The organism is Neobacillus sp. NPDC097160 (assembly GCF_044762155.1).
Classification (GTDB): domain Bacteria; phylum Bacillota; class Bacilli; order Bacillales; family Cytobacillaceae; genus Neobacillus.
Window position 1 is genome coordinate 46168 of sequence record NZ_JBIWDU010000005.1, and the last position, 26829, is coordinate 72996.

Sequence of the window (26829 nt, forward strand, 5' to 3'; positions counted from 1 at the left end):
AGGAAATCAACATATATAATTATAAAATAAAATGAATGAATGGTTCATTCACAAATAAGGAGAGGTGCTTTACATGAGTGATAAATTGGATAGGAAGTGGATGGTTAAAGGAAAATATGTTGTGATTACAGGAGCCACCAGCGGAATCGGGCTTGCCGCCGCAAAAGAGCTTGCCGTTCGTGGTGCAAACTTAGGAATCGTCGCACGTAATCAGGCCAAAGTGAATGAAATAGCAGCTCAAATCAAGGCATCATCAGGTAAGGACACGAGGGTGGATGTGTTTATAGCGGATATGGCTTCCCAGCATTCCATACGTCAAGCAGCTGCTGAAATTCTTGCCAGGTGCCCTAAAGTGGATGTCCTGATCAACAATGCCGGCGCCTTATTTGAAACAAGACAACTGACAGTCGACGGTTTAGAAATGACGTGGGCGGTCAACCATCTCGCTCCTTTTCTTCTTACGAACCTTCTCCTTGAGCGATTAAAGGAAAGCGAACATGCCCGTGTTATCACAACTGCCTCTCATGGTCATAAGATGGCTAAAAAGGGGATAATTTTTGACGACCTCATCGCCGAGCAACCCTATAGATTTCCAAAAAAGTTCATGGGTGGCCCAACATTTCGCTACGCCGAAACCAAGCTCGCCAATATCTTGTTTACTGCAGAGTTGGCAAGGAGACTTGAAGGAAGTGGAGTCACGGCCCATTGCTTCGATCCGGGGCTGGTGTCGACGAATTTTAATCAGAATAACGGACTGTTGGCACGCTTGACCATGGCCGTGATGAAAATGTTTTCCCGTACCCCTGAAAAAGGTGCCGAAACGTTGGTATGGTTAGCGGACTCGGACGAAATTACGAGTAGCAATGGTTCTTACTACACTGACATGCAAATGACAATCCCATCTGAGGCTGCTCAGAATATGGATGCCGCAAAGCGATTATGGGAAGTAAGTGAGGATGAAATTCGGCAGTAAGAAGACAATCCAAACAACTCTAAAAATTGAAAGGTGAATAATAATTGAAGCAAATAAATGAAAATCAACCCGATCATATTCACGATAAACGAAAAGAACAGATTAAAAGGGCGGCTCTAAAGGTATTTGCTCACAGAGGTATTGCCGGAACGAAAATGAGCATGATTGCTGCAGAAGCTGGTATTAGTCAAGGCCTCACCTACCGTTATTTCGATTCCAAAGAAGATCTCTTTACGGTACTTGTGCAGGAGGCATTGGAAGAAGCTCAGGTAGCAGTTGGGAATCTCCGCCATTTTCCCGGTACACCGTTAGAACAAATCAAAACCTTAACAATAAATATGTTGGATGAGAGTCATAAACATTTCTTTTTATTAATCCAGCAAACTCAAGATTCGGATGAGGTACCGGTAAAGGCAAAACAGTTAATAGAACAATATTCTTCGAAGGATACAATTGAGCAATTGATTCCCATATTCATCAAAGGACAACAGACAGGAGAATTCTGTGCAGGTGATCCTCATAGGCTCTTGTTCCTCTACTTTTCCGTCTTAACCGGCCTAATGTTGCAAGATGTACAGACCGATGAATCCCATTGGCTGCAAGAGATTGACATCTTAATGAAGATTTTAACGAAATAAGTTGCTTTTAAAATTGACCATCCATGCGATTATTTCCAGGCAGTCAAGTAAGTGCACTAGACATCTACACTTATCAACAATAAAACCTTTAAGGGGAGAGTAAGGGTGGAAATGATTCAGAGCAAAAGAATTTATATCTATGTTGGATTCATTTGGTGTTTCCTATTTGCACTAATGAGTTTTTACTGGGCAGCTGGGGGTATGTTAGGAGCAAAATCTTTAGGAGGTTTAATCTATAAAAAAGCCGTGGAAAGGGAATCATCTTTTATAGCAATTGTTTGGTTTACTGGATTCATTAAGTTAGGTGGAGGGTTGTTTTTACTGTTACTTCTAAGAAAATGGTCTAAAATAACAAATTGTGTTTTATATTTTTTATCTTTAATAGGAGGGATCTTTTTATCTTTATACGGATTGTTAAACTTTATATCCCTTATTCTTTCAAGTATTGGTTTATTATCTCTTCAGATTGACAACTTTGCTCTAAGGTGGAGACTCTTTTTTTGGGAGCCATTTTGGATGATTGGAGGAGTTCTTTTTATACTCTCTGCACTCGAGTTCAAAAAGACAAACATCTTAAACCATAAATAACATTCGCATGAATTTACTTTAGTAGTTAAAACGGAGTTGTTTAATACTGACTTGGATTTTTATGGTAATATATTTTAGAGAGTAGTTGTTTTTTGAGAGATAATCATTAAACAGAAATAGGGGGGCCAAGCGCTATGCCATATGCAGCATTTAAAACCCGTATTTACGCTTTCTTATTAGATTATCTCGTGATCGTTATATATGGTATTTTTGTTGTGGGTACCATTTCTTTTGTATTTCGATCATATATTAAGCCCTTATTTTCAAGTTCCCCAATAACAGCCGAACTGACAGGTTTTTTTATGATGACGTTGCCAGTTTCTCTTTATTTTATTTTATGTGAATGTTCTAAATGGCAAGGAACATTAGGAAAGAGAAAAATGGGCATCCGTGTTGTTGACGCTGTCGGTCAGCGTATTGGAATCGGTCGCTCCGCTTTTCGAACAGCTATCAAGTTTCTTCCTTGGGAGGTTGCTCACTTCGGAATATGGCGATTAATGCTTCCAACTGACTTTTCTGAGAGTACCGTTTATGTAATCCTAAATGCTGTCAATCTTGTAATATTATTATATCTAATAATTCCTCTCACTAGTAAAAAAAGGAGAAATGTTTATGACTGGATAGCAGGTACGGAGGTAGTTCGCTGAACTATTCCATCGAGTATTACGAAATCCCTACTGAATCTATTACATCTCAGGAGGGATTTTCATAATAAACCTTTTCTGGGGAATATGCTAAAAAACCAAAAATTGGATGGTTTTTTATAAGTTTATCTGACAATAACTTAAATTTTACTACACTTCTTGTGCCAATTCTTTTCTATTTGGAGCAAGTGGCGGCTGTTCAAACCATTTATTTTGTACCATAAGATTAAACCATTTCTTAGTTAACATAAGATTTTGTAGAATGGTTCCTTCATAAGCCGTGACAAGGTCTAATCGCATAGCTGATGCTAATCCAGCCCCATGATAGTTTTGTGCAGCCTGGAACAAGAAACCAATATGATACAACATCAATTTATCGGAAAAAGGTGAATCCGTTGAAGTTGTCACTTCTGATTCCCAGGATTTAGGTACTGGCAAATTATCCGTTTGCATGATTTTTGAAAATGATTTTATTTGTCCATCAGCCGTTTTCTCGGAATCAGTTAAAAACTTTCTAACTTCTTTTGTTTGAGCGACTTGGCTGAATGCGATAGAAAGAGTTTTACCCATAATACTTTTTTTCAGGTTTAAAGAAATACTAATAATTTCTGTCGCAGCTAATTTTCTACCCTTTCCGAAAAATCCATCTGTAAAATCTTGGCTAGAAACATATTCAGGATTTTTAGCTGGATAAAATAGAGGGTCTCTCTGGAAATTCCCTTTTTCAAGCAATAACTCAATTGTTTGATGATACATCCTTTTTGCGTCATTATCGCAGGAATCGTAAAAATCTCTTAAGTCTTTTCTTACTGAAACAGCTAATGACGTGCTGTGCCCCAGCAAACCATGTAATGTCATGATATGTAAATAATTCAAGCAAAATATATCAGTGAACAATCTCTGTTTCCCTTTAAAAAGGTCAGATTCAGTAAATCCAATTGGAACTGGGAACCCCTCTTTTTCTATAAAAGCTATGATTTGCTGCTTTTGTTTTCCGAACGTTTTGATCGCATCCTCAAAGATGGCTTTAATTTGCTCATCTTCAATAATCGAGACCATATATCTATTTACCACGTCTGTCATTGTACCGTTTACAAATTCTCCCCACAGTGTTCCTATTTCGGAAGATGTGAGTTTTAATTGATTCTCATCCATATGATCACCCCTTGGAATATTATTTACCAATTCTGTTAGAGATATGAATATTCTATGAAAAAAAAGAAGCCCAATTTCCATAAAAGGGCAAGCAAAATGCTGTGCTCACCCTTTTCTTCATCAATGCGATAAAGAAGATATTAGCGGGATATTCGATTCTTAAGTTAAAGCCGGCATTTTTAACAAAGATTTTAATCTGTCAGTTGTATTATTAATTAAAAATGCAACCTTAATACTCAAAATAATGAAGATTGAGAATAAGCTAAAAAGAATGTCCAAAGTATATCCCTCCACATTGAAGTTTTGTGTTAGAGGATAACACTAAGGTAAGTTTTAATCTGAAAGAAATATTTATACTTTTGATTGCGATTTCGTTTTTGGTTCATATATTTAAGAGTCTTACATACATTTAGACTAGAGCAGCAAGTGGGGGACTCAAAGCATTAACAGTACAAGCACTATAATAGTATTACTTTTCTTGTAATGTGCAGTTATCATGATAAAAAAGATGCGTAGGTTGGAACGGAAAGGGGAAAAGAGCAGATGCAGATGCAACTCCTGCAAGAAATCTTAACTAGTTTTAGTACATTTTTTTCACTAGAGACGTTAGAGAATGTCGTGATGAATCCTGCCAGTTGGGGAATTATTGGGACCCTTATTATTCTTGAAGGATTATTATCTGCTGATAATGCCCTCGTTCTAGCGGTAATGGTAAAGCATCTGCCAAAGGAACAACAAAAGAAAGCCCTATTCTATGGGATTTTTGGTGCCTATTTTTTCCGAGTTGTGGCCATTGGATTAGGGGTTACCTTAATCAACATTCCTTGGATCAAAATTGTCTGCGGTCACTATCTACTTTGGATTGTTTTTCAAAATTTTGTAAAGAAAACAGATAATGAAGATGATGTTCAAAATAAGAAAATTGGATTCTGGCGAACAGTTTTAACCGTGGAACTAATGGACATTGCTTTCAGCTTTGACAGTGTGATTGCTGCATTTGGGGTTTCAAATCAAGTATGGGTTTTATTCCTGGGAGGAGTTCTCGGAATTTTAATGATGCGAGGGGTAGCCCAATTATTTTTAGTCTTAATTGAAAAAGTCCCTGAATTTGAGATAACTGCGTTTCTTTTAATTGGCGTTATTGGAGTAAAAATGATCATCGCTGCCTTCGGAATCCATATGGATGAAGTAGTATTCTTTAGTGTTTTAATCGCAGTTTTCTTGGGAACCTTTATTGTCCATATATTTAGGAAAAATTCCAGTAATGAAAGAACCTTGTAGGGTATTTTAAATAGAAGTACCAATCCACTAGCAAGAATTAAATTTTCGGCTGCCTTTTTGGTGGCTTTTCTTTTTGAATTAATATTTCATTAGTGGAAGAAGAGAAGGCATTGAGTTCCTATTATTTGTTGACAATATGTCAACGATTATGTATATTTCTAATTGCATTTTCTTTTATCAAATAATAGGTACTTTGCTATTTTTTGCGAAGTTTTCCATATTAAAAGAATCTTACATAATGAAATCGAAATATTAAAATTAAAATAGAAAGGAACGCAGTGATGGCAGAGGAAAAAAGAGATAATCAATTTAGTTTGTTTTTGAAGAAATTATTAAATGAACGTTCTTTATCCATGAGGAAGCTTAGTGAGCTTACTGATATTGACACGGACTAATCTATTTTATTGTATCTGTGGATGTTATTCCAGATTACATTTTTCCAGTCGGTTATATTGATGATGCTTTGGCAATACAAATAGTTACAAAATTACTAACAGTTAAGTAATTTGACTTTAGATTAATTAAGCAAGCACTATGAATCTTGTACATTACCAATAAGGGGATTTATTATTTTTTAGACAGGCAGGCGTAGAACTTTGGATGATAAAGAATTAATATTAGTTGAGCATCTGGATGAGTTAAGGAAAAGATTAATTATTTCGGCTTTGGCTTTCATTATATTTCTTATTTTAGGGCTAGTTTATGTCAAAGATTTATATCTTTTTCTAATGGGGAATATCGATTATAAGTTATTAGTTTTGGGACCAAGTGATATAATTAGGATTTATTTCCACGTTGCCGCTGTTATTGCTGTAGCTGGAACGATACCAGTTGCTGGATGGCAATTCTGGTTATTTGTAAAACCCGCTTTGAAGCCAGTGGAAAGAAAGGTTACATTAGCGTATATTCCTGCTTTGTTCTTTCTTTTTATTGGAGGGTTGGCATTTGGTTATTTTTTTATATTTCCAAACGTCATGAAGTTTCTTATCAATATGGGCAACGATTTAATGACCATTTCCTTTTCAGCGGATAAATATTTCAGTTTTTTAATTAATATGACATTACCTTTCGGAATTGCATTTGAATTACCTCTTGTATCGATGTTTCTAACAACTTTAGGATTGGTTAATCCTTATAAAATCGTAAAACTGAGAAAATATGTGTATTTGATTCTGGTAATTATTGCTTCAATGATTTCCCCACCAGAATTTTTTTCTCATATTTCTGTAGCTATTCCATTGATTCTCTTGTATGAAATAAGCATCTTTTTATCCAAAATGGTTTTTAAACGAAAGCAAAAACGTTATCGTGTTCTAAACACTTTTGAAGAACATGAACATATTAGCAGTTAAAAAATGAAAACAGTTTATTTGAAGAGAACTTAGAGTTGGGTTCCTTTTAAGATTTTCCAATATTGAAGAGTTGATTTCTAATTAACATAATTCAAACGATTTGAATATATAAATACACAAAAGAATTTTTCTCCAGAACAACTGGATGAACTGCACACCAACAGGAGGAAAATATGCATTATTTGTCTATATTGTTAATCGGTATTGCCGCAAATCTTGATAATTTAGGAATAAGCGTGTCATATGGATTAAGGTCGACAAGGATTCCATTTGTTTCTAATTTAATTATTGCAATCGTTTCCATGATATGTGCTTATCTTTCCATTATTGCAGGGGAATTCATCTCACAATTTATTTCTATCGGAATGGCCAATTTTGCCGGTGGGTTGATCATTATTTGTATTGGGATAAAATGCATTGTAGATTCCTTCTCTGTTCAAGAATCTCCAAGAGAAGTTAAAGTTGATTCTAATTTTTCACATGTTATTACGCATCCAGATTCAGCAGATGTAAACTCTGATAATGTTATTTCTGTAAAAGAATCGATTTTCTTAGGATTTGCGTTAGCGATCAATTGTTTAGCAATGGGATTGGGAGCAGGAATTACGGGAGTTTCTACTGCTTTAACAACATTGCCTATTGGTTTATTTTCCTTCCTATCCATTTGGAGTGGAATAAAACTTGGAAGTAAGATTTGTGGTATGAACATTGGCAAGTACTCTAATATTGTTGCGGGTATCCTGTTAATATTGATTGGCGTTTATGAAATGATTGTATAAAAATTGGATTAAAAAAGAGAGTTGGTTTGATAGGCGACCGAAATGATAGAGGTCGCCAATATTTTTTTAACTAAGCTTACAATGCATTTCCGCTTCGGCTTGATCCCACGGAACAGAATAGCCTTGTCCCTTTGCGCAAAAAATCGAAGTGGATGAATATTCAGGATCTGCATCTTTATTATAATTGAGCTTTTCAATAACTTGCTCTTGATTGTGACAAGGGTAGTAGCCGCCAAATACTAAATTCATTGTTCCTTTTCCTCCGGTAATCGAGGCAAATTCCGGGCCATAATTCATGAAAGTTGCGACCGGTACTTTACCGGTTAAGATAGCTTTATTTCCTATGGTATCAGGTGGGTTGAAGCTTCCGTGAAAATTTTGGATATCTGTCAGCACTTTTCCTAAATGATTTAAATCCATTTTGATTTTAAATTGATAATACGGTTCAAGTAAAATATTTGCTGCTTTTTCTAAGCCTTGCCGTAATGCCCGGTAGGAAGCCTCTCGAAAGTCGCCGCCGGAGGTATGTTTATTATGGGCACGACCTGTTAGCAATGTGATTTTTATATCGGTAAGGGGTGATCCTGTCAGTAACCCATGATGTTCTCGCTCAAATAGATGATGGCGGATGAGGTTCTGCGTCCCGATCGTTAAATGATCCGTATGGCACTTACTTTCGAAGGAAATGCCGCTATTTCTTTCTGCAGGTTCCATCCTCAGATGTACTTCAGAATAATGTCCCAACGGTTCAAAATGCCCATAACCTGTAACCTCCGAACCAATCGTTTCTTTATACATAATTTTCGGTTCTCCAAATGAGACGTCGAGGAGGAACCGTTCTTTAATGATTTGCTTTAAGACTTCAAGTTGAATGGTCCCCATCACATGGATATGAATTTCCTGCGAGCGTTCTTCCCAAGTAACATTTAATGCCGGATCTTCCGCATTCAAAATGTTAAAATACCGCAAAACTTCTTTCACATTCATCGATGGATCAACTAGTACCTTTGATTTTAGCGCTGAGACCATTTCGTAAACAGCCTTATCTTTTATAGTTCCTACGCCGTCTCCTGCAGAAGCGGATGACAATCCTGTTACGGCAAAAATATCACCTGCTGAGATTTGTTCGACCGGTGTAAATTTGTTTCCATTATATAACCGGATCTGGGTAATTTTTTCAGAGAGGTCATTACCAGAGCTTATTTCATCCCGAACTTTTAAGGTTCCGCTTAAGGCTTTTATAAACGTAATTTTCGTCCCTTTTTCGTCATAGCGAATCTTATAGACGCGGCCGGCAAAGGGTTCATCACTTTTATAATTCGTAGCGGTTAACAAGTCTAATTTATCAAGAAAGCTGGCAATTCCGATATCTTGGAGAGCTGAGCCGCTTACGCATGGGAAAATTTTACTTTCGTTAAATAGCCTTTTCATTGTTTCAAGCCAAAGTTCCGCTTGATACCCGGTGTCCATGTATGTTTCCAAAAGCGATTCATCGCGCTCCGCAATAAATTCGATTAGATCCTCGTTCATTTCACCATGAGTTAATGTCCCGGTAATGTCAAAAGCGTCGGATGTTAAATGGTTGCGAATTTCGTCTAAGACTCTTGCCGCATCAGCCCCAACCCGATCGGTTTTATTAATAAAGAAAAATGTAGGTATCTGATGCTGCTGAAGGAGCCTCCAAACTGTTTCGGTATGTCCTTCAATTCCTTCGACGGCACTAATAATGACAATGGCATAATCCATCACTTGAATCGCCCGCTCCATTTCTGGAGAAAAGTCCACATGGCCCGGGGTGTCAATTAGATAATAATCGGATTGATTAAATGTGAACTTTGCCTGTTCCGCGAACACGGTAATGCCTCTTTGCTTTTCTATGTCATGATTATCCAAAAAGGTGTCCTGATGATCGACTCGTCCTCTTTGTTTGATGGTTTTCGTATGATAAAGCAATTGTTCGGCCAATGTGGTTTTTCCTGCATCCACATGGGCAAACATCCCAATTGTCTTCTTCATGGTGTCACCTCTTTTTATGTATCTGATAATTTAAATCATAACTCACTTAAAAAGGTGCTGGCAATTCGAATTCATTGTGAACAAGAGTAAAATGAAATAAACTGGAAATCAGGTAATCTATTTTTTAAGTATTGAACTGAGGTGTTAACCGTTATGAAAAAACTATTCTTTCTGTTCATCTGTTTTTGTGCATTTATGTTTCTATCGGAAAAAAATATGATTCCTTCTATTGAACAAATGAAAAGCTATTTAAATTTGAATCGTTTCCAATTATCTGAGCAGGAGAATCCAGAAGTTGAAACTAGTGAAGCAACAGTAAATGAGCAAAAACCGCTGAATTCCACATCAGCTTCAGCGAATGCAAACTATCAGCCGACGGAGATCCAAACCTATCAGGTTACGGTAGAAAGTGGGAAGCTTATTGTAACGGGAAAACCTACGGAATTTGGAAAATACAATAATGCGAATGGTGTCATTTTATATATTCAAGAAGTGCGGGCCCACAAGAACACAACGATCAAGGTTCCTTTTTCCAATGGAAAAATTAATTATGTTTATCCACTAAGCTATTCAGTGGGGGACGTCATTCTTAATCTGGATGAATATTACAATGGGAAGGAAAATGATCCAGATAAGGTTCTTGGCTATGCCCAATATACATTAAAGGATAGCGACCCATATTTAACTCCCAGTTACATGGTTCAAAGCAATGATCCTTCCATTCTAGCACTTGCACAGAATATTACGAGTGGAAAGATGTCAGATCAAGAAAAATCGCGGGCCATATTTGAGTGGGTTGCCAAAAATATCGCTTATAACGCTCCGCTTGTTAATGCAACAAACCCACCAATCTATTCAGCTGTGCAAACCTTTCAATCTCGTACAGTACTTTGTACCGGCTATGCTCATTTAAGTGCGGCCCTGCACAGAGCTGTTGGGATTGAAGCGAAAATTGCGTATGGTGAAAATCATGCGTGGAATGAAATTATGCTGAATGGTGTGTGGCAGTCTGAAGATCCAACATACGGTTCCGGATACATTAACGCGAATACAAATAAATTTGTTCGAAGCTATCAACCTGCCTATTTTTCTAAAACGGATAAGAATAAAGAAGGGGAATATCCTTGGTAATGGGAGGAGAATAGTGCCCGCGTAGACTCTATTCATTGCGTCCTCATTTATACTAAGAGGTTACATCATGGATGCTCATATTCAAGTAAGCGCTTTAGGTGCGATTTGTGCACTTGTCATTGCCATTATTTTAATTTTGAAAAAGGTTTCACCTGCCTATGGGATGATTGCCGGTGCGTTAATCGGCGGACTCATTGGAGGAGTGGATATCACCAACACCGTAACGTTAATGATGGAAGGCGCGAAAGACATCATTCCTGCGGTACTTCGGATCCTTGCTGCCGGTATTTTTAAAGTTCCGTTAACTTCGATTATGGCTGCCGGAATTATTCCTGCTATTTTTGGACTTTTGGTAACGTATTTCATTGCGAAAAAACTTGTAAATAAAGGTTCCGGCATAAAAGATTTTGGAGTTCAAACCCATAGTGGCGGAAAACTTCCGTTATTTTTTCCAGCCATTGCAGCTCCACTGGTAACGATTATTTTATTAGCTTTAAGGCCATTGTTTGATATTAGTGTTGACCCTATAATTGCCCTGCCTGTTGGGGGGATTGCCGGGGCACTGGCAATGGGCCGTGGAAGAAAAATGAATGAGTATGCGGTTTCCGGATTAGGAAAAATGTCAGGTGTAGCGATCATGCTCCTTGGGACAGGTACATTGGCGGGTATTATCGCCAATTCAGGGTTGAAAGACTTTTTAATTGAAGGATTAAATACACTCGGCCTTCCTGGATATGTACTTGCACCAGTTTCCGGTATTTTCATGTCAGCAGCAACCGCGTCAACAACTGCAGGAACAGCGGTAGCGAGTCAAGTATTTAGCGGGACAATTTTAGGAATGGGTGTATCGGGGTTAGCCGATGCCGCCATGATTCACGCCGGTGCAACCGTTTTAGACCATCTGCCACACGGAAGCTTTTTCCACGCAACAGGCGGAAGTGTCAATATGGAAATCAAGGAGCGCTTAAAAGTGATTCCATATGAAACCCTTGTTGGTTTAACGATGGTGATCATTTCAACATTGATTTTCGGTGTGTTTCGCTTTTTTAGATAATGGAACGGAAAAAGAAATCTATTAGTTAAGTGAGGAACATGTATGGACGGGCTTGGTTATTTAATTGAAGTATTATTTATGCTTGTATTTTTTGTCGGAATTGGATTAATATTTGGTATAATCGGGTGGAAAAAGAAACAATACGCTAAAATGTATGGTGGGTTCGGTCATTTTGCCGGAGTCATAATCAGTTGGATCGTAACTGTTCTTGTGAGTTTGGATGATCCAGGTAAGGGATTTGCCATTTTTGTTCTCTATCCGCTTTTATCTATTGGGGGCTGGTTAATAGGATTGCATTTTGGTAAAGAAAAGGATAAACGAATGGAGCAATAAACAATTTTAGGAGGGCATAAAGATTGCATAAAGAAGGATATATTGATGTAACCGGAGGCAGGGTTTGGTATCAGAAGTTCTCTGAACATGGCAGGGGTACCCCAGTCCTTATTTTACATGGAGGACCAGGGTCTTCATCCTATTCGCTGCAAGGTTTAAAGGATCTTGCAAAGGATCGACCCGTGATTTTATATGATCAATTGGGGTGCGGAAAATCTGATAGACCAACGGACACCTCACTGTGGCGCCTCGATCGTTTCGTGGAGGAATTAGCTCAAATTAGACAAGCATTAAACCTATGTGAAGTACATATTCTAGGTCATTCCTGGGGAACAACGCTAGCTGCTGCCTATTGCTTAACGAAGCCAAGTGGCGTGAAGAGTGTTATATTTTCAAGTCCATGTCTTAGCGCCCCTTTATGGGAACAAGATCAAAAGCGAAACCTAAAAAAATTACCGCAAGAGGTCCAGGAAACGATTCAACGCTGTGAAGAAGATGGTACGACCGATTCAGAGGAATTTGAGGCGGCAATTAAAATTTTTGGAAAGCACTTTGTTAACAGATTGGAAAAACAGCCGAATTGGCTCGAACAAAAACCTGCGGAGTATCGGAATTCTGAAATCTACAATATCATGTGGGGGCCATCAGAATTTACCGTGCTCGGCAATTTGAAGGATTTTGACTGCACTCCACAATTGAAAGAGATTTCTTGCCCTACGCTTTATACGTGCGGGCGTTTTGATGAAGCGACACCGGAAACAACAGAGTACTACAGTAGTTTGACACCTCATGCGAAATTCCATGTTTTTGAAAAAAGTGCGCATATGCCGTATATTGAGGAACCGGAAGAATATGTAACGATAATTGGAGATTTTCTTCAATCAATTGATTCACTAATAAAATAATAGTCTCTTTTTTTTTAATAAGAATGAGAGCGGCTTGATATCCTATCAAGCTGCTTTTTTATGTAAGTTAAATCTGGGAAAATAAAACTTTTTAATCACAGAATGTGAATATTTGGCTACTTATCTGTAACAATCACACTAGGAATAAAGAATCGTTTTTAAGAAAAGTAAAAATTTCCCTCCATAAAAAGACGCGGGGGATAGTCGAAAAGGTATATTTTTATAATGAAAAAAGCACTGTCGACCTCAAAATGGACTAATTTTCCAATTTTCCCAACCACAACCAAACTATCAAATTTCGAGTATTCCAAATCCAAAGACATCCTTCGACACAAACAAAAACGGTAAAGGGCTATTTTTAAATTAGCACCTAGTTTTTGACATATAGTGTGCAGTGGGAAGGAGGGTAGTAGTTCCAAATGAATAAGGAAAATACTTAGGGGGTATGAGGATGAAAAGAAAGAAAAGGCGATTGTTATCCACTCTATTAACCGCCGTGCTAGTGTTGCCATTGCTCCTGCAGCCGCAAATGAATGCTGAGGCTGCAACAAAGGGAGTAAGTACTTCAGCAAAAGACCAGTTGCCATCACCTAAGCAAAAAGTAACAAAATCACTTTATAGCCAATTTGATGACCAAGATAAAGTGACCTTTCTGATCAAAATGAAAGAGCAGGTGGATTCTGCAAAAGTTGCCAAGGGAGCGGAAGACAAAGCCAAACTTCAAAAGGCGACACCGGCGAAAGCAAAATCAATAAAGCGAAACACCATTGTATCTGAGTTAAAAGCAACCGCAAAGGAAACACAATCGGATCTGTTAGCTTTTTTACAGGAGCAAGAAAAGGCCGGAAAGGCGAAGGATGTTCATTCCTACTTTATCGTGAATGCGATTGCAGTAACGGCCACGCAAGAGGTAATGGAAAAAGCAGCAGCATTTCAAGAGGTAGAAAAAATCCTCCCGAACGAAACAAGGCAATTGTTCGTACCGGAAAAATCCGCTGGTACAGCAGTCCAAGAACCGGCAGCCGAAACGACAGCAATTGAATGGAATATTGATCGTGTCGGAGCACCAGCGGTTTGGGAGATGGGGATTGATGGCAGCGGAGTCGTTATCGGATCCATTGATACTGGGGTTCAATGGAATCATCCGGCATTAAAGGAAAAATATCGCGGCTATAATGCGGCGACAGGGCAGGCGGATAATACGTATAGCTGGTTTGACGCTGTACGAGGGCAAGCTGTACCATATGATGATCAAGGACATGGAACACATACTACAGGGACAATGGTTGGTTCAGAGCCGAATGGGTCTAATATAATTGGTGTCGCACCTGGTGCGAAGTGGATTGCCGTAAAGGCATTCACGGCAGCTGGCGGCACGGATGCCGATTTATTAGAAGCGGGTGACTGGATGATCGCCCCAGGTGGAAACCCTGACAAGGCACCAGATGTCATCAATAATTCATGGGGCGGAGGTCCAGGACTTGATGAATGGTACCGTCCAATGGTTCGGGCATGGAGAGCAGCAGAAATCTTCCCGGAATTCTCTGCAGGAAATACAACCTTAAGTAATCCTGGAGGTCCTGGATCTGTTGCCAATCCGGCGAACTATCCGGAATCATTTGCAACAGGAGCTACTGATATTAATAACAAACTTGGAAGCTTTTCCTTACTTGGACCATCACCATATGCGGAAATTAAACCCGAGATTGCGGCACCAGGTGTAAATATTCGTTCTTCCGTTCCTGGCGGCACGTATGAAGGCGGATGGAATGGGACATCGATGGCTGGACCGCACGTTTCAGCAGCGATTGCCTTGTTGAAGCAAGCAAATGCAAGTTTAACGGTTGATGATTTAGAAAGAATTTTACAAACATCAGCCATTCCTTTAACAGACAGCAAATATCCAGAAGCACCAAATAACGGATATGGATCGGGCTTATTGAATGTCTATGATGCTGTCTCTTCTGTTATTTCCGGTTTAGGAAAACTAAAAGGCCAAGTAACAAAAGAAGGAGAAGACAGTGAAGCACCTGTGTTAACGCATTCCCAACCTGCCAGGGTATTTGCAGGAATGCCGTTAACGTTAGAAGCTTCAGCTGCCGACAATATTAGTGTAACAGATGTATCGCTTCAATATCAAAAGCAAGATGGTTCATGGACGACTGTTGCCGCTGGGCAGATTGGCGGCGATTACAAAAATGGAACGTACCGAGTGAATATTCCTGGTGCAGAGATTGCAGGAAATACTTTCGTCTATAAGTGGAAAGCACGTGATTTCGGTGGAAACGAAACGGTGAGCGAACATTCCATAACAGTTCTTCCAGGCATAACAGTCGGATATTTTACAGATTTTGAAAGTAATCCTGATGGATGGACTTCCTATGGTGCGAATGATTCATGGCAGTGGGGTAAGCCAACGAGCGGCCCTAGCAAAGCCTTCTCCGGTGAAAAAGTTTATGCGACCAATCTTGGCGGAACTTATGCAAACAGCACAAACGCATCTTTACAAATGCCGCCGATTGATTTACCGGAAGGAAACAGCTACCTGCAATTCAAGCAATGGTACGAACTTGAAAGAAACTATGATTTCGGCCATGTGTATGTGTCAACCGATGCTGTGAACTGGGTTCAAAAGCTTCGTGTCAATGATCTCTCAAATGGTTGGATTGACGGTCAAGTAGATTTAAGTGAATATGCTGGTCAACGAATCTATATTGCCTTCAATCTAAAAACGGACGGAAGTGTAACGAAGCTTGGCTGGTATTTAGATGATGTTCGCTTAACGAATACACCACTCCCAGCACCACAAACAGCAGAGTTAGGTGCAGCGGTTGAAAATGAAGAATCTGCATCAGATTCAGTTAAAAAGGAAAAGGTCAATCCCGATAAATTCACGATGATGATGCCAGAAGTGAAAAAGGATGAAAGCACTAAAAAGGCTGCACCAATGCAATTACCTATGCAGGCTCAAGTAACGGTGATGGAATCCGGCCGTTCGGTAAACACCAATCCGGCAAATGGAAGCTTTGAGTTTACGCATGCGACTGGAACGTTTACGGTTGTAGCCGAAAGCTATGGCTATCAATCACAAACAAAAACCATTACGATTGAGCGGGACGGAGAAACAGCAGCTAACTTTACTCTTCAAGAATTAGCGAAGGGTACTGTTTCCGGAACGATTAAGAACAAAGCATCTGGTCAACCAGTTGCTGGGGCGACTGTATATGCCATTGAGGATGCAGCCGTTCAACCTGTCCAAACAGATGCAAACGGACATTTCACAATCACTGCCTATGAAGGTGACTACACGCTTAAAGTTATTGCACCACACTATTACAGCCAAGAAGCAACGATTAAACTAAAAGGGAACATGGAGCAGAATTTTGATATTAAGCCTTTCATTGGTTTCCCAAGTGAAATCGGCTATGACGATGGCACAGCTGAAAACGCACGGGCATTTTATGATGCTGGAAACGGCTGGGCTGTAAAAATGTCACTAGCAAAAGGGCATAAAAAGGCATTAGTCACAGGCGGCTTGTTCCGCTTCTGGACTTCAGAATGGCCTGTTCCAGGAGGCACTGCCTTTAAAGTAGCTGTATATGATGCTTCAGGGGTTGACGGTGCTCCTGGTAAAAAACTTGCCGGTCCTATTGATGCGACTGCACTTCGAAACGGTCAGTGGACACAGGTAGATTTGAGCAGCCATGGAATCCTTGTCGAAGGCGATTTCTATTTGGTTTACATCCAAGCTGATGTCAATACGAAATCACCGGGTCTTGCAACAGATGAGAATGGAACAAATGCGAAGCGAAGCTGGCAGCTTGTTGGCGGCGCATGGACACCATCACCGGAGGCCGAAGGTAACTATATGATTCGTGCCGTGGTTGATTATGAGGTAACGGCACCATCGATCACTTCTCCTGTCAATGGAACATTCACGAATGTTGAAACGGTAAACGTAAAAGGTGAAGCTGCACCTACAACAAAGGTTCATATTTTTAATAAAGGTCAAGAAGTTGCAACCGTTGATACAAAGAATGATGGCACATATGCTGTTGACGTGAAACTCCAAAAGGGCGAGAACCAATTAACGGCAAAAGCGTCTACATCACAAGGGATGACGGATGCATCCGCACCTGCTAATATCACTTTTGATGCACAAGCGCCGGAATTAACGATTGGGTCACCAACGGATGGAAGTAAATTAAATAAAGAAACCGTCACCGTAACAGGGACTGTAAAAGATGATTATTTAAATTTCGTCCTTGTTAACGGAACAACCGCTAAAGTTGAAAATGGCACCTATTCTGCAAGAATTATGCTCGATGAAGGCAAAAATGATATTAAAGTAGTTGCCAAAGATAAAGCAGGAAATATGACGGAAAAAACGGTGAAGGTCGACGTAAAATACACAGCTCCATTAATTAAAAATGTAAATCCTGCAGTAGATAAGGAATTGAAGAAAGGCGAAAGTGTAAAGATAGAGTTTACAAGTGAGCCGGGCTTGAAAGCAACTTTCTTCATTCATATGCCGTTGACACAAACGAAAACTGCGCAGCTATCAAATGCAACTGAGCTTCCAATGATGGAGGTTTCACCTGGTTATTATGTCGGATATTACACGGCTACGAAAGACATGGTAGCAGAGGGTGCCGTCATTGAAGTGAAAGCTGTTGATTCCTATGGAAATGAATCAAGGCAAACAGCCGACGGCAAATTGTATATTAATGTGAAGAAAAAGAAGAATTAAAAATAATGGCTGAAAAAAGGAGCTTTCCACGTGGTGTGGATGCTCCTTTTTATATCAATTATTTTCATTGAAGAATGCAAGTGAATTTTACGAGCTTTTGAAGGATAGTAAAGGGTTTTGTCGAATTCATAAACATATAACCATTAAACCTAGTAAGCGGGGAAAATTATGAACAGATCAGTTCAGATAATTTTAGTGTTCATTTCAATAGCATTTACCACCTTTCAAAAAATATGGGACCATCACGCTTTTTTTACATTGGACTTTTTTCTATTTACCCTTATTGCCTGGGTTGTCGGTTGGCAATATGACAAGGCACGATTTTTTGAAAAAAAGGCACGTGAGAGCGAAGGCAGCTATAAGACATTGATAGACTCATTGCCTGAGCCGGTTTATATCACACAGAATCATAAGATTCTTTATGCGAACCATGCTGCAGCAAGCATGATTGGAGCCTCTAATAAAGATGATGTAATCGGTCTAAGTATTTTCGATTTTATCATACCGGAGTATGAGGGTCGAATGCTGGAACGATTTAAACAAATAAAGAAAGTGAAAAAACCGGTTAGTACAATTGAATATAAAGCAAAACGTTTAGATGGATCATCGTTTTTCTATGAAGTTTCCTCCTTATTTATCGTGTTTGGCGGTTTAGAAGCGATTCTGTCGATTGGTAAGGATACCACTGAACGAAAGGAAGAAACTGCACAATTGCTGCAAAAGTCAGAAAAACTGGCGCTGTTAGGGCAAATGGCAGCGGGAATTGCCCATGAAATTCGAAATCCGCTTACTTCCATAAAAGGATTCATTCAGCTGTTCAAGGCTAATCAACAAAAAGACGAATACTTTGATATAGTATTATCGGAGCTTGAAAGGATCAATTCCATTGTTGGCGAATTCCTCGTTCTTGCCAAACCGAGCGTAGCTGTATATTCCGAACAAGATGTGAAGGATTTAATTAAGGATGTTGTAACCTTAATTGGGACACAGTCTATTATGAATAATGTTGAGATTTTCGTTGATATTGACCAAAATATACCGAAACTCAGTTGTGAAGAAAATCAGTTAAAGCAAGTTTTTCTAAATCTTCTAAAAAACGCCATTGAAGCCATGCCCCAAGGTGGAAATATTGAGGTTAAGGTAAAGGAAAAAGAAGAAGGTAAAATTACGATAAAGATTATCGATCAGGGAATCGGTATTCCGAAAGAACGACTTTCAACACTAGGAGAACCATTTTATACAACAAAAGAAAAAGGAACAGGTCTTGGTCTCATGACCTGCTATAGAATAATTGAGAGTCATAATGGCGTGTTAGACATTCAAAGTATGGTCAATGAAGGAACCTCTGTAGAAATTATTTTGCCTGCGATTACCCAGCCATTATTGAAGGTTGAATATAGTTATGTTTAAGGATATTATTTGGAAAAAATATTCCATTGTTCTGTTCCGACTATCAATATATGATATTCCTAGCAGTAGTTACTTTTAATAGTTTCGGAGGGATCATATAGTTGAAAAAAATCATGCTATTTGCCGTGGTTTTTACTTTGTTGCTATCTTTACTCCCTTATGATAATGGTTATGCTCAGCAAACAGAGCCCATTGTAAAGGTAAAGTTAATAAATTTTTTAGGAAACAAAACAGAAATCACCCTTAAACCAAACGGTGACTATGTCACAAGTGACCAGAATATTACCTTGATATCAGGAAATGCCTATCTATTAAAATTGGAAAATGAAAAACTATCATTATATAAAGATGGAATTTTGGTGAATTCATTTGATGCATTTTCAATAAAGGCTGTTCAAGCAAATGGCCAGATTTCCATCAATAATCGCCCCTATCTTGGGAATTTTGATTTTACTATAGAAAATAAGCAATATGTTCGTCCCATTAATTCCGTTAATATGGAGGATTATTTAAAAGGCGTTGTTCCGATTGAAATGTATCCTTTCTGGAATATTGAAGCATTAAAAACACAGGCTGTTGCCGCAAGAACATATGCCGTAGGTTATAATAACCGAGGCGTTATTGATGATACAATTATGTACCAGGTATACGGCGGGTATATTTGGACCGATCAAACAACCAAAGCAGTGAATGAGACAAAAGGTCAGGTTGCTCAGTATAATGGGCGATTAATTGACGCCGTTTATTCTGCAAGCAATGGCGGGATAACGGAGAATAACGCCAATGCATGGGGAAATGCAGCAGTTCCTTATTTATCCATCAAACAAGACCCTTATGATCCAAAAACGGTTTGGAGTTTTTCTTTTCATAAAACACAAGTTGATCTAACCTCTAAAGATATATCGAAGCCTGCTGATTGGTGGTCCGGAACGAAAGAAGCAGATCCAACAATCACTTCTACTATTAAAATGTGGTTAAACAACAACGGTTATGCAAATAAAGACATCAAAATTGTTTCCATTCCTGAATTTTCACTTTATGGTGTTGGTTCTGGCGGTCGTGTTAGCAAAGGGAATATAACGGTGGACTTTTTTGTTAAAGATTTAGTTGACGATGATGGTAAACTAGTTCTTCAGCGTGTTTCGCTTTCTGATGTCAGTGCTGCAAAAGTACGAAGCATTATTGGTGGCCGTGTAATGTTGAGCAGTTTAGTGAATGAAGTGAATACTGAAAATAACATGATAAGTGTGAAAGGTTTTGGCGATGGGCATGGGGTCGGCATGAGTCAATGGGGTGCCCAAAACATGGCCAATGCAGGTAAAAATTACGAAGAAATTCTGAAGTTCTATTATCCGGGGATCTCAATTGTTAAGATGTATGAACCATCAAATTCATTAACAATTTCACCCATTCAACCAACGGGTTGGGTAAAAGCAAATGGAGTATGGTATTTTTACAACAATGGTTTAAAAGCAACTGGTTGGTTGAAGGATGCTAATCAATGGTATTACTTAGACCAAAATGGTGTGATGCTTACTGGCTGGCAAAAGGTAGGTGGTAAGTGGTACTTCCTAAAATCAAGTGGTGCGATGTCAACTGGTTGGTTGAAGGATCAAACTAAATGGTACTTTTTAACTCCTTCCGGGGCAATGGCGACCGGTTGGATTTTGGATCAAGGCAAGTGGTACTATTTATCTGCTAGTGGTGCGATGGTTACGAATTGGCAATATATCAGTGGAAAATGGTATCAATTCCATTCAAGCGGGTATTGGATTCGATAATTTTTGCATAAGTTGCTAGATGACAAGCTCCAGTTCTCTTCCTCGCAATACTTAAAAAGGCTGAAAATAATCAGCCTTTTTTGATGTTTTTGGGCCATTTTCCAAAAAAAATTAAATAAGTAAAAACATATTTTGCTATAATGGTAGAAGTGTGAAAATATAGTTGTAAAAAAAAGGAATTATTCATCAAGGTAATAACTTAGGAGGTAAATATGGGGAAAAATAAATATGTATTTTGGGGGCTTGTGATTACGACCCTCATTTCGGCACTCGATGCCAATATCATGCAAACGGCAAGTCCAACCATTGTGAAACAATTGGGCGGAATGGAATTGTTTGCTTGGATCTTTGTTGTCTACATGTTAGCGAGTACTGTTACAGTCCCACTTTATGGGAAATTATCGGATATGTATGGCCGGAAAAGGCTGTTAATGATTGCGGTTGGCCTATTTACAATCGGTTCGATTCTTTGCGGCATAGCGAATTCCATGGTGATGCTGATTGTGTTCAGAGGAATTCAAGGCCTTGGAGCTGGTGGTATGATTCCTCTCTCGATGATTATCGTTGGTGATTTGTTTACGATTGAAAAACGCGGGAAAATCCAAGCGGTTTTTAGTACAATTTGGGCCATATCTTCTATCGTGGGTCCCGTATTAGGTTCCTTTTTTGTTGAAGCCTTGACATGGAGATGGATTTTCTTCATCAATATCCCCATCGGTATTGCTACAGTGCTTTGTTTGATTCCCTATCAGGAAAAAACGGTATTTAAAAAGACGCATATTGATTATAAAGGATTCTTCCTTTTCGGAATTTCGATTACACTTTTGTTGTTAGCTACCAATGTGAGTCATGGAATCTGGTACATCATTCTTGGGATAGCCGGGTTGATTGTTTTTTTACTGGTAGAAAAGAAAGTAAAGGAGCCGTTTCTTCCAGTTTCCCTTTTTAAAAATAAAGGCATTCTCATGACCAATCTTTTCATGCTATTTTACTGTTTATCCTTCTTCGGTACATCAAATTTCATTCCGTTGTTTTTACAAGAAGGCAGCCATATGAGTATTTATAAAAGCGGGCTAATTCTATTAAGTATTGCGATGGGCTGGATGTTTGGCAGTACACCTGCAGGAAAGTGGATTATTCGTTTCGGCTACAAAATCTTGTTTATTATCGGTAGCTTTATTACCACTATTTCAGGCTTAGCACTCTATTTATTCATTCAAGATATTTCCTATGTCGGATTGTTTCTGATTTTAACTGTTCAGGGTGTGTCCTTTGGTTTATTGTTTGCGGTGGGAACGATTGCTTCACAGGAATTTGCCGAGCCCCATATAAAAGGGATGTCAACATCCCTGCAAATCTTTTTAAGAAACATTGGGACATCGATTGGTGTAACCATCATGGGTTTGCTCATTAATCATGCGACAAGCATTGTCATCGGGATGAAGAACGTGTTTCTTTATGCCCTTTGTTTAAGCTTTATTACGGTCGCATTGAGTTTCCTCATTCCAGCAAAAACAGGGGCATTGAGTGAAGGAAAATCATAGCCAAATTAATAGGTAACAACGAAAAGACTGGACGATTGTTCAGTCTTTTTGCTTTGATATAGTTTCCACATGCAATATGTGGAGGCACTTTGAGAATACTATTGTAAAAACTAATATTCTCAAAGAAAGAGGTTTGAGATTTGGGTAAAATGGATCATACAGCACCAATATTCAAGATTGTAAAGCAGGCATTAATAATTAAAAAGAATCCTTTTCCATGGACAAAAGCGATTTGCGCTGGTTTTTGTGCTGCGATCCCGGCCTTCATTGGGTTGCTTACAGGAAATTTAGCGTATGGAATGCAGGCTGGGATTGGGGGCTTTACTTTTCTCTATGTATTTAATGAGCCCTATGCCGAGAGGGCGAAAAAGCTGTTTTGGGTAATGATTGGCTTAAGCCTCTCAGTAGGGATAGGGACCATTCTGGCCCCGTACACACTTTTATCAGCTTTGATGGTCGGAGTGATTGGCGCACTCGGAACATTTATTTTTGGAGCACTCCAAATTCCAGGTCCAGCAGCGGTATTTTTTGTATTATGTTTTTCGATGACCGCAGGAATGCCGATTGATCCAACCCTAGCTCCTTTACGAGTAGGCCTTGTATTAATGGGCGGACTGCTTTCATGGGTAATTGGAATGGTTGGTTGGCTATTTAATCCTCATGCACCAGAAACGAGGGCTGTAAAAAAAGTATATTTAGAACTTGCCTGCTTTTTGGATTCAATTGGTACGAAAAACTATAATCAAGCTAGGCACCGGTCTGTAATGCAGATGAAGAATACAGATGATATTCTGTTGGCTGGTTACATTTCTTGGCGAAGTACGGATTTATACAACCGGTTAATTTTGTTAAATCATCACGCTAATGATATATTTTTGTACGTCATTGAACGCTTTACCGAACAAAGTCGAAAGCTGCCGCCTGAATTAGTAGCAGCTGTCAGGGGCATTGTCAATTCTATTGATGATAAAAAGGACATGCAAATACATATTCGCCAGCCAGTGGAAATGGATGAAGACATCGACCAATTGTTTCGCAAAATCTTTGATGCCGATGCCATTTTGAATGAGCCCGTTTCGAAAATCAATCAAGAAATAAAAATTTTTAAGCGTCCATTACGCACTGTATTTGGCGGGGCTTTTGATAAAAATTCGGTTGTGTTTCTTTCTGCCGTTCGGTATGGAGCAATCCTTGCGATTGCGGCGATTGTTGCCTATTCATTTGATTTTTACCGATCCTACTGGATTCCGTTATCCTGTGCGGCAGTGATGCTTGGTTCCACCATTGTGTCTACCTTTTATCGCGCTATACAGAGAACTTTAGGGACAATTATTGGAATTCTGGCTGCGAGTATTATTCTTTCAGCAAAGCCTCAAGGAATTTTTATTGTGTTAATCATCTTCTCATTAACAACCTTGACAGAGCTTTATATTGTAAGGAATTACGCACTTGCTGCGATGTTCATCACTCCCAATGCCTTGTTAATAGCAGAAAGCTCGACACACGTACATAAGTTGTCCATTTTTGCTGCGGCAAGAATGACAGATGTGTTAATTGGGTGCTTTATTGGGTTGATTGGTACCTATTTAACAGGAAGAAGATCAGCTTCAAGCAGGCTTCCGCATGCAATGGCTAAAACAATCCGGAGCCAGATGCAATATGTACAGGCGTTATTTTCAGAGCAAAGCAAAGGCTTTTCTTTCGAAAAAATCCCGGCACAAAGCAAAATGCACACAAATTTAGATAATTTGAAAATTATCTATACAACAGCATTAGGGGAAATCTCAAACAATAAAAATGCTTTAGGGGAGCTTTGGCCAGCAATCTTTTCAATGGAACAGTTACGATTTTATCTTGATGCTTGTTTAAAAATGAAGGATCGGCCAATCCTTCCAGATGAAAGCCTCGCCCAAGTATTATTCGTCTTTGAATCAATGGCCAGTGCTGTAGAGAATAAACGATCCGTAGTGAAAAAGAAGATACCTGAAATAACGGGATTCTCAAAAATCCAAAAAGAAATAGCAGACCTGCAAAATGCTTTAGGGGAAAAACATTTCAACAAATAGTAAAATAAGAACAGTTTCCATGACCTTTAAGGGAGTTGGAGTGAGGACAGAGGTGAATGGTTTGGAGGACCATGGATTAGATTTTTTTCTAGAGCTTAAGAGGATTGAATATTTAGCGCCAAAGGTAAATAGAGGCATTCAAATTGTATTTGTTATTAATGGCGAATTAACAGTAGAAACGAATAGTCGCTTTTATTCCTTAGATGAAAATGAATTACTTCTTCTTAATCGAAATCAGCTTTATCAATCGCATGGCTCGAAAGATAATTGTGTGTTGCTGTTAACGATTACCGATGCCTTTATCGACCGCTATTATCCAGAATACCACACGCGTCGGTTTCAATGCTTTTCACGAGAAGTCGAAATGGGCCGGGAGTTAAAGATTGATAAAATCAGGCAATTGCTTGCAGAAATGATGATTACCTATTTAAGAAGGGATGAAAGCTACAAGCTTGAAATTCAAGGAACCATCTGTCAAATACTGTTGATCCTTATTCGCAATTTTAGTGGGGTAGGTACCGCTTTCGAAAAAATCGATACGGATGATCAGCGGTTAACGCAAATCATTGACTATATGGAAAGAAACTATGAACAACAGATTACCTTGGAAGAAATGGCACAAAAGAGCTTTCTTTCGACAGGCTATTTATCGCGCTATTTTAAACAAAAGATGGGAATGGGTTTCAGCCGATTTTTGATGAATATTAGGCTGAAACACGGTGTAAAGGATTTGCTTTATACAACGGATTCGATTTCGCAAATTGCGATGAAAAACGGCTTTCCTAACACAAAATCGTTTACAAACCTGTTTAAAGAAATTTATAATGTAACGCCGCATGAATATCGAGAAACTCATACCCCTAAACAACAAGTGGATTCCATCCACAACTACCATTTGCACGATTCAGAAACACTGATGAAGTCCCCGGAAGTGTTGACTAAATTAGGGATGATCTTAACTGCTAGTGACAAAATGTATGTCAATACAGAAACACGCTATGAAGAATTAGCGATTGAACTTATTCAAGATAAAAGGAGGGCGGTCAACCTTCCTGATAACATTCTGATCATCGGTGAATTAAAGGAATTATTAAAAGAGGATGTACGGTCGCAAGTGTTGATGGTGAAAGAAGAATTGGGATTAAGTTTAATTGGTATTCGCCATTTGCTTAGCGGGGCAACCATCCTACCTGCTGTGGAAACAGATGAACGGTTTGCCACCACCTCACCATACTTTAACACGGACGGTGCGTTAAATTTTATGATAAAAAATAATCTCTCCTTGTTTGTCCGGATCGATTATAAAGAAATCTCCATTGACGAAGAACAGTACTTCAGTAAACTAACGAAGTTTTTAAAACATTGTTTGCAGGTTTATGGAGAAATTTATCTGAATACATGGCATTTCATGTTTAATGAACCATATTTTACTGCTGTGAAGGCTACGGACTTACACCGGGTCTATCTAAAACTATATCGTCTCCTTAAAGAGCTTGTACCGGGGATTCAGGTCGGTGTATATCTGCCATTTTCTTTTCATGACGAAAAAATTCCAAAAGAGCATGAATGGCAATTAGAAGAAAGGGACCGGATCGATTTTATTGGCTACCATGCGAACCAAAATGAAGTGATTGATTTTAACGAAATGGGCGATGATCGGTTTTCACTAGCAAAGGATTACATAATGGAAAAAACAAACAAGATAAAAGGATTTTTAAAGCAGCAACAGATTAATAAACCGTTTTTTCTCGTAATGTGGAATACACTATCCGGAAATACCCGATACACAAATGGCACGTTTTTCCGCGGAGCCTTAGTATTAAAAAATGCTTTAGATTTAGCAAATGAGATAAGTGCTCTAGCGTTTTGGATCAATACAGAATTACATGAAGAGGATAAAATGAACCTAAGGATTCGTCTTGAAGGGTTAGAATTATTTCATTATTTCAATGGAAAGCGGCCTGCCTATTATTCAATGTTAATTGCAAACAAGCTTCAAGGAGAAGTCATTGCAAAGGGTCAGGAATATCTCATGACACAAACGGATAGAGGTTACCAGTTGGTTCTCATGAATTGCAATTATGTAAATCCGTATTATTCGATTGAGGAAGTTTTCCTTCAAAAATTAAATAAAGATATTCGCGTGAAAATTTCCGGTATACAGCAAGGGGAGTATCAGGTTCGTAAGTACATTTTTGACAAGGACAATGGGGCATTGTATACGAATTGGTGGAAATTGGGTAGTAAACATGGAATGGATGCTGAAATTATTGATTATATTACCCGTTCCAGTCAGCCATCACTAGAAATATTTGATGAGTCAATTGAAGATGAATGGGTGTTTTATTCCTATATGACCACAAACGCCATCCATTTTTTCGATATTCGTAAAGCATTTGAGTAATCAAGATAGCCATTGATGTGAATCA

Annotated in this window: 19 protein-coding genes and 1 pseudogene; 18 read left to right on the forward strand and 2 right to left on the reverse strand. The window is 38.8% G+C overall.

The window, feature by feature from the left end:
• Window positions 1–73: 73 nt before the first annotated feature.
• The 4 genes from ACIQXV_RS08550 to ACIQXV_RS08565 all read left to right on the forward strand — a co-directional run bounded on the left by ACIQXV_RS08550 (window position 74) and on the right by ACIQXV_RS08565 (window position 2846).
• A complete protein-coding gene (locus ACIQXV_RS08550; protein WP_402957840.1) occupies window positions 74–973 on the forward strand; it encodes an SDR family NAD(P)-dependent oxidoreductase in 900 nt (299 codons plus the stop codon).
• Between the two features lie 44 nt (window positions 974–1017).
• On the forward strand, window positions 1018–1611 hold the full coding sequence (locus tag ACIQXV_RS08555) for a TetR/AcrR family transcriptional regulator (RefSeq protein WP_402957842.1): 594 nt from the start codon (window positions 1018–1020) through the stop codon (window positions 1609–1611).
• Window positions 1612–1722: 111 nt separating this feature from the next.
• The gene (locus ACIQXV_RS08560) at window positions 1723–2199 is read left to right on the forward strand and encodes a DUF3995 domain-containing protein (RefSeq protein WP_402958254.1); all 477 of its coding nucleotides are present in this window, start codon (window positions 1723–1725) and stop codon (window positions 2197–2199) included.
• A gap of 134 nt (window positions 2200–2333) precedes the next feature.
• Window positions 2334–2846 carry an RDD family protein gene (locus tag ACIQXV_RS08565; RefSeq protein WP_402957844.1) on the forward strand — a complete coding sequence of 171 codons (513 nt, stop codon included), beginning with the start codon at window positions 2334–2336 and terminating at the stop codon, window positions 2844–2846.
• Window positions 2847–2993: 147 nt separating this feature from the next.
• Here ACIQXV_RS08565 and ACIQXV_RS08570 read toward each other — a convergent pair whose 3' ends face one another.
• Window positions 2994–3998 carry a DUF3231 family protein gene (locus tag ACIQXV_RS08570; RefSeq protein ID WP_402957846.1) on the reverse strand — a complete coding sequence of 335 codons (1005 nt, stop codon included), beginning with the start codon at window positions 3996–3998 and terminating at the stop codon, window positions 2994–2996.
• 543 nt (window positions 3999–4541) lie between these two features.
• Between ACIQXV_RS08570 and ACIQXV_RS08575 the strand changes: the two genes are divergently transcribed.
• The 4 genes and pseudogenes from ACIQXV_RS08575 (at window position 4542) to ytaF (ending at window position 7410) form a co-directional block, all read left to right on the forward strand.
• Entirely contained in the window at window positions 4542–5279 is a 738-nt protein-coding gene (locus ACIQXV_RS08575; RefSeq protein ID WP_402957848.1) for a TerC family protein, read from the forward strand.
• A gap of 391 nt (window positions 5280–5670) precedes the next feature.
• Window positions 5671–5784 (forward strand): annotated as a pseudogene (locus ACIQXV_RS08580) (DUF1232 domain-containing protein); the annotation flags it as partial.
• A 91-nt stretch (window positions 5785–5875) separates the two neighbouring features.
• The gene (gene tatC / locus ACIQXV_RS08585; RefSeq protein WP_402957850.1) at window positions 5876–6631 is read left to right on the forward strand and encodes a twin-arginine translocase subunit TatC; all 756 of its coding nucleotides are present in this window, start codon (window positions 5876–5878) and stop codon (window positions 6629–6631) included.
• Between the two features lie 173 nt (window positions 6632–6804).
• Window positions 6805–7410, forward strand: coding sequence for a sporulation membrane protein YtaF (gene ytaF, locus ACIQXV_RS08590; protein WP_402957852.1), 606 nt, complete (start codon window positions 6805–6807; stop codon window positions 7408–7410).
• Window positions 7411–7476: 66 nt separating this feature from the next.
• On the opposite strand, the gene ACIQXV_RS08595 is transcribed toward ytaF, so the two are convergent.
• On the reverse strand, window positions 7477–9426 hold the full coding sequence (locus ACIQXV_RS08595) for a GTP-binding protein (RefSeq protein WP_402957854.1): 1950 nt from the start codon (window positions 9424–9426) through the stop codon (window positions 7477–7479).
• Between the two features lie 153 nt (window positions 9427–9579).
• Here ACIQXV_RS08595 and ACIQXV_RS08600 point away from each other — a divergent pair, with 153 nt between their 5' ends.
• The 10 genes from ACIQXV_RS08600 (at window position 9580) to ACIQXV_RS08645 (ending at window position 26804) form a co-directional block, all read left to right on the forward strand.
• Complete coding sequence (locus ACIQXV_RS08600; protein ID WP_402957856.1) at window positions 9580–10557, forward strand: transglutaminase domain-containing protein; 978 nt, start codon at window positions 9580–9582, stop codon at window positions 10555–10557.
• Window positions 10558–10624: 67 nt separating this feature from the next.
• Window positions 10625–11611 carry a GntP family permease gene (locus ACIQXV_RS08605; RefSeq protein ID WP_402957858.1) on the forward strand — a complete coding sequence of 329 codons (987 nt, stop codon included), beginning with the start codon at window positions 10625–10627 and terminating at the stop codon, window positions 11609–11611.
• A 42-nt stretch (window positions 11612–11653) separates the two neighbouring features.
• Window positions 11654–11944 carry a hypothetical protein gene (locus ACIQXV_RS08610; protein ID WP_402957859.1) on the forward strand — a complete coding sequence of 97 codons (291 nt, stop codon included), beginning with the start codon at window positions 11654–11656 and terminating at the stop codon, window positions 11942–11944.
• A gap of 23 nt (window positions 11945–11967) precedes the next feature.
• On the forward strand, window positions 11968–12849 hold the full coding sequence (locus tag ACIQXV_RS08615) for a proline-specific peptidase family protein (RefSeq protein WP_402957861.1): 882 nt from the start codon (window positions 11968–11970) through the stop codon (window positions 12847–12849).
• A 451-nt stretch (window positions 12850–13300) separates the two neighbouring features.
• Window positions 13301–17599: a S8 family serine peptidase gene (locus ACIQXV_RS08620; RefSeq protein ID WP_402957863.1), complete on the forward strand. Its 4299-nt coding sequence runs from the start codon at window positions 13301–13303 to the stop codon at window positions 17597–17599.
• A 168-nt stretch (window positions 17600–17767) separates the two neighbouring features.
• Window positions 17768–19009: an ATP-binding protein gene (locus tag ACIQXV_RS08625; protein WP_402957865.1), complete on the forward strand. Its 1242-nt coding sequence runs from the start codon at window positions 17768–17770 to the stop codon at window positions 19007–19009.
• Between the two features lie 101 nt (window positions 19010–19110).
• A complete protein-coding gene (locus tag ACIQXV_RS08630) occupies window positions 19111–20790 on the forward strand; it encodes a SpoIID/LytB domain-containing protein (RefSeq protein ID WP_402957867.1) in 1680 nt (559 codons plus the stop codon).
• 212 nt (window positions 20791–21002) lie between these two features.
• Window positions 21003–22334 carry an MDR family MFS transporter gene (locus tag ACIQXV_RS08635; protein WP_402957869.1) on the forward strand — a complete coding sequence of 444 codons (1332 nt, stop codon included), beginning with the start codon at window positions 21003–21005 and terminating at the stop codon, window positions 22332–22334.
• 149 nt (window positions 22335–22483) lie between these two features.
• On the forward strand, window positions 22484–24400 hold the full coding sequence (locus ACIQXV_RS08640; RefSeq protein ID WP_402958256.1) for an FUSC family protein: 1917 nt from the start codon (window positions 22484–22486) through the stop codon (window positions 24398–24400).
• A gap of 52 nt (window positions 24401–24452) precedes the next feature.
• Window positions 24453–26804, forward strand: coding sequence for a helix-turn-helix domain-containing protein (locus tag ACIQXV_RS08645; RefSeq protein WP_402957871.1), 2352 nt, complete (start codon window positions 24453–24455; stop codon window positions 26802–26804).
• Window positions 26805–26829 lie beyond the last annotated feature (25 nt).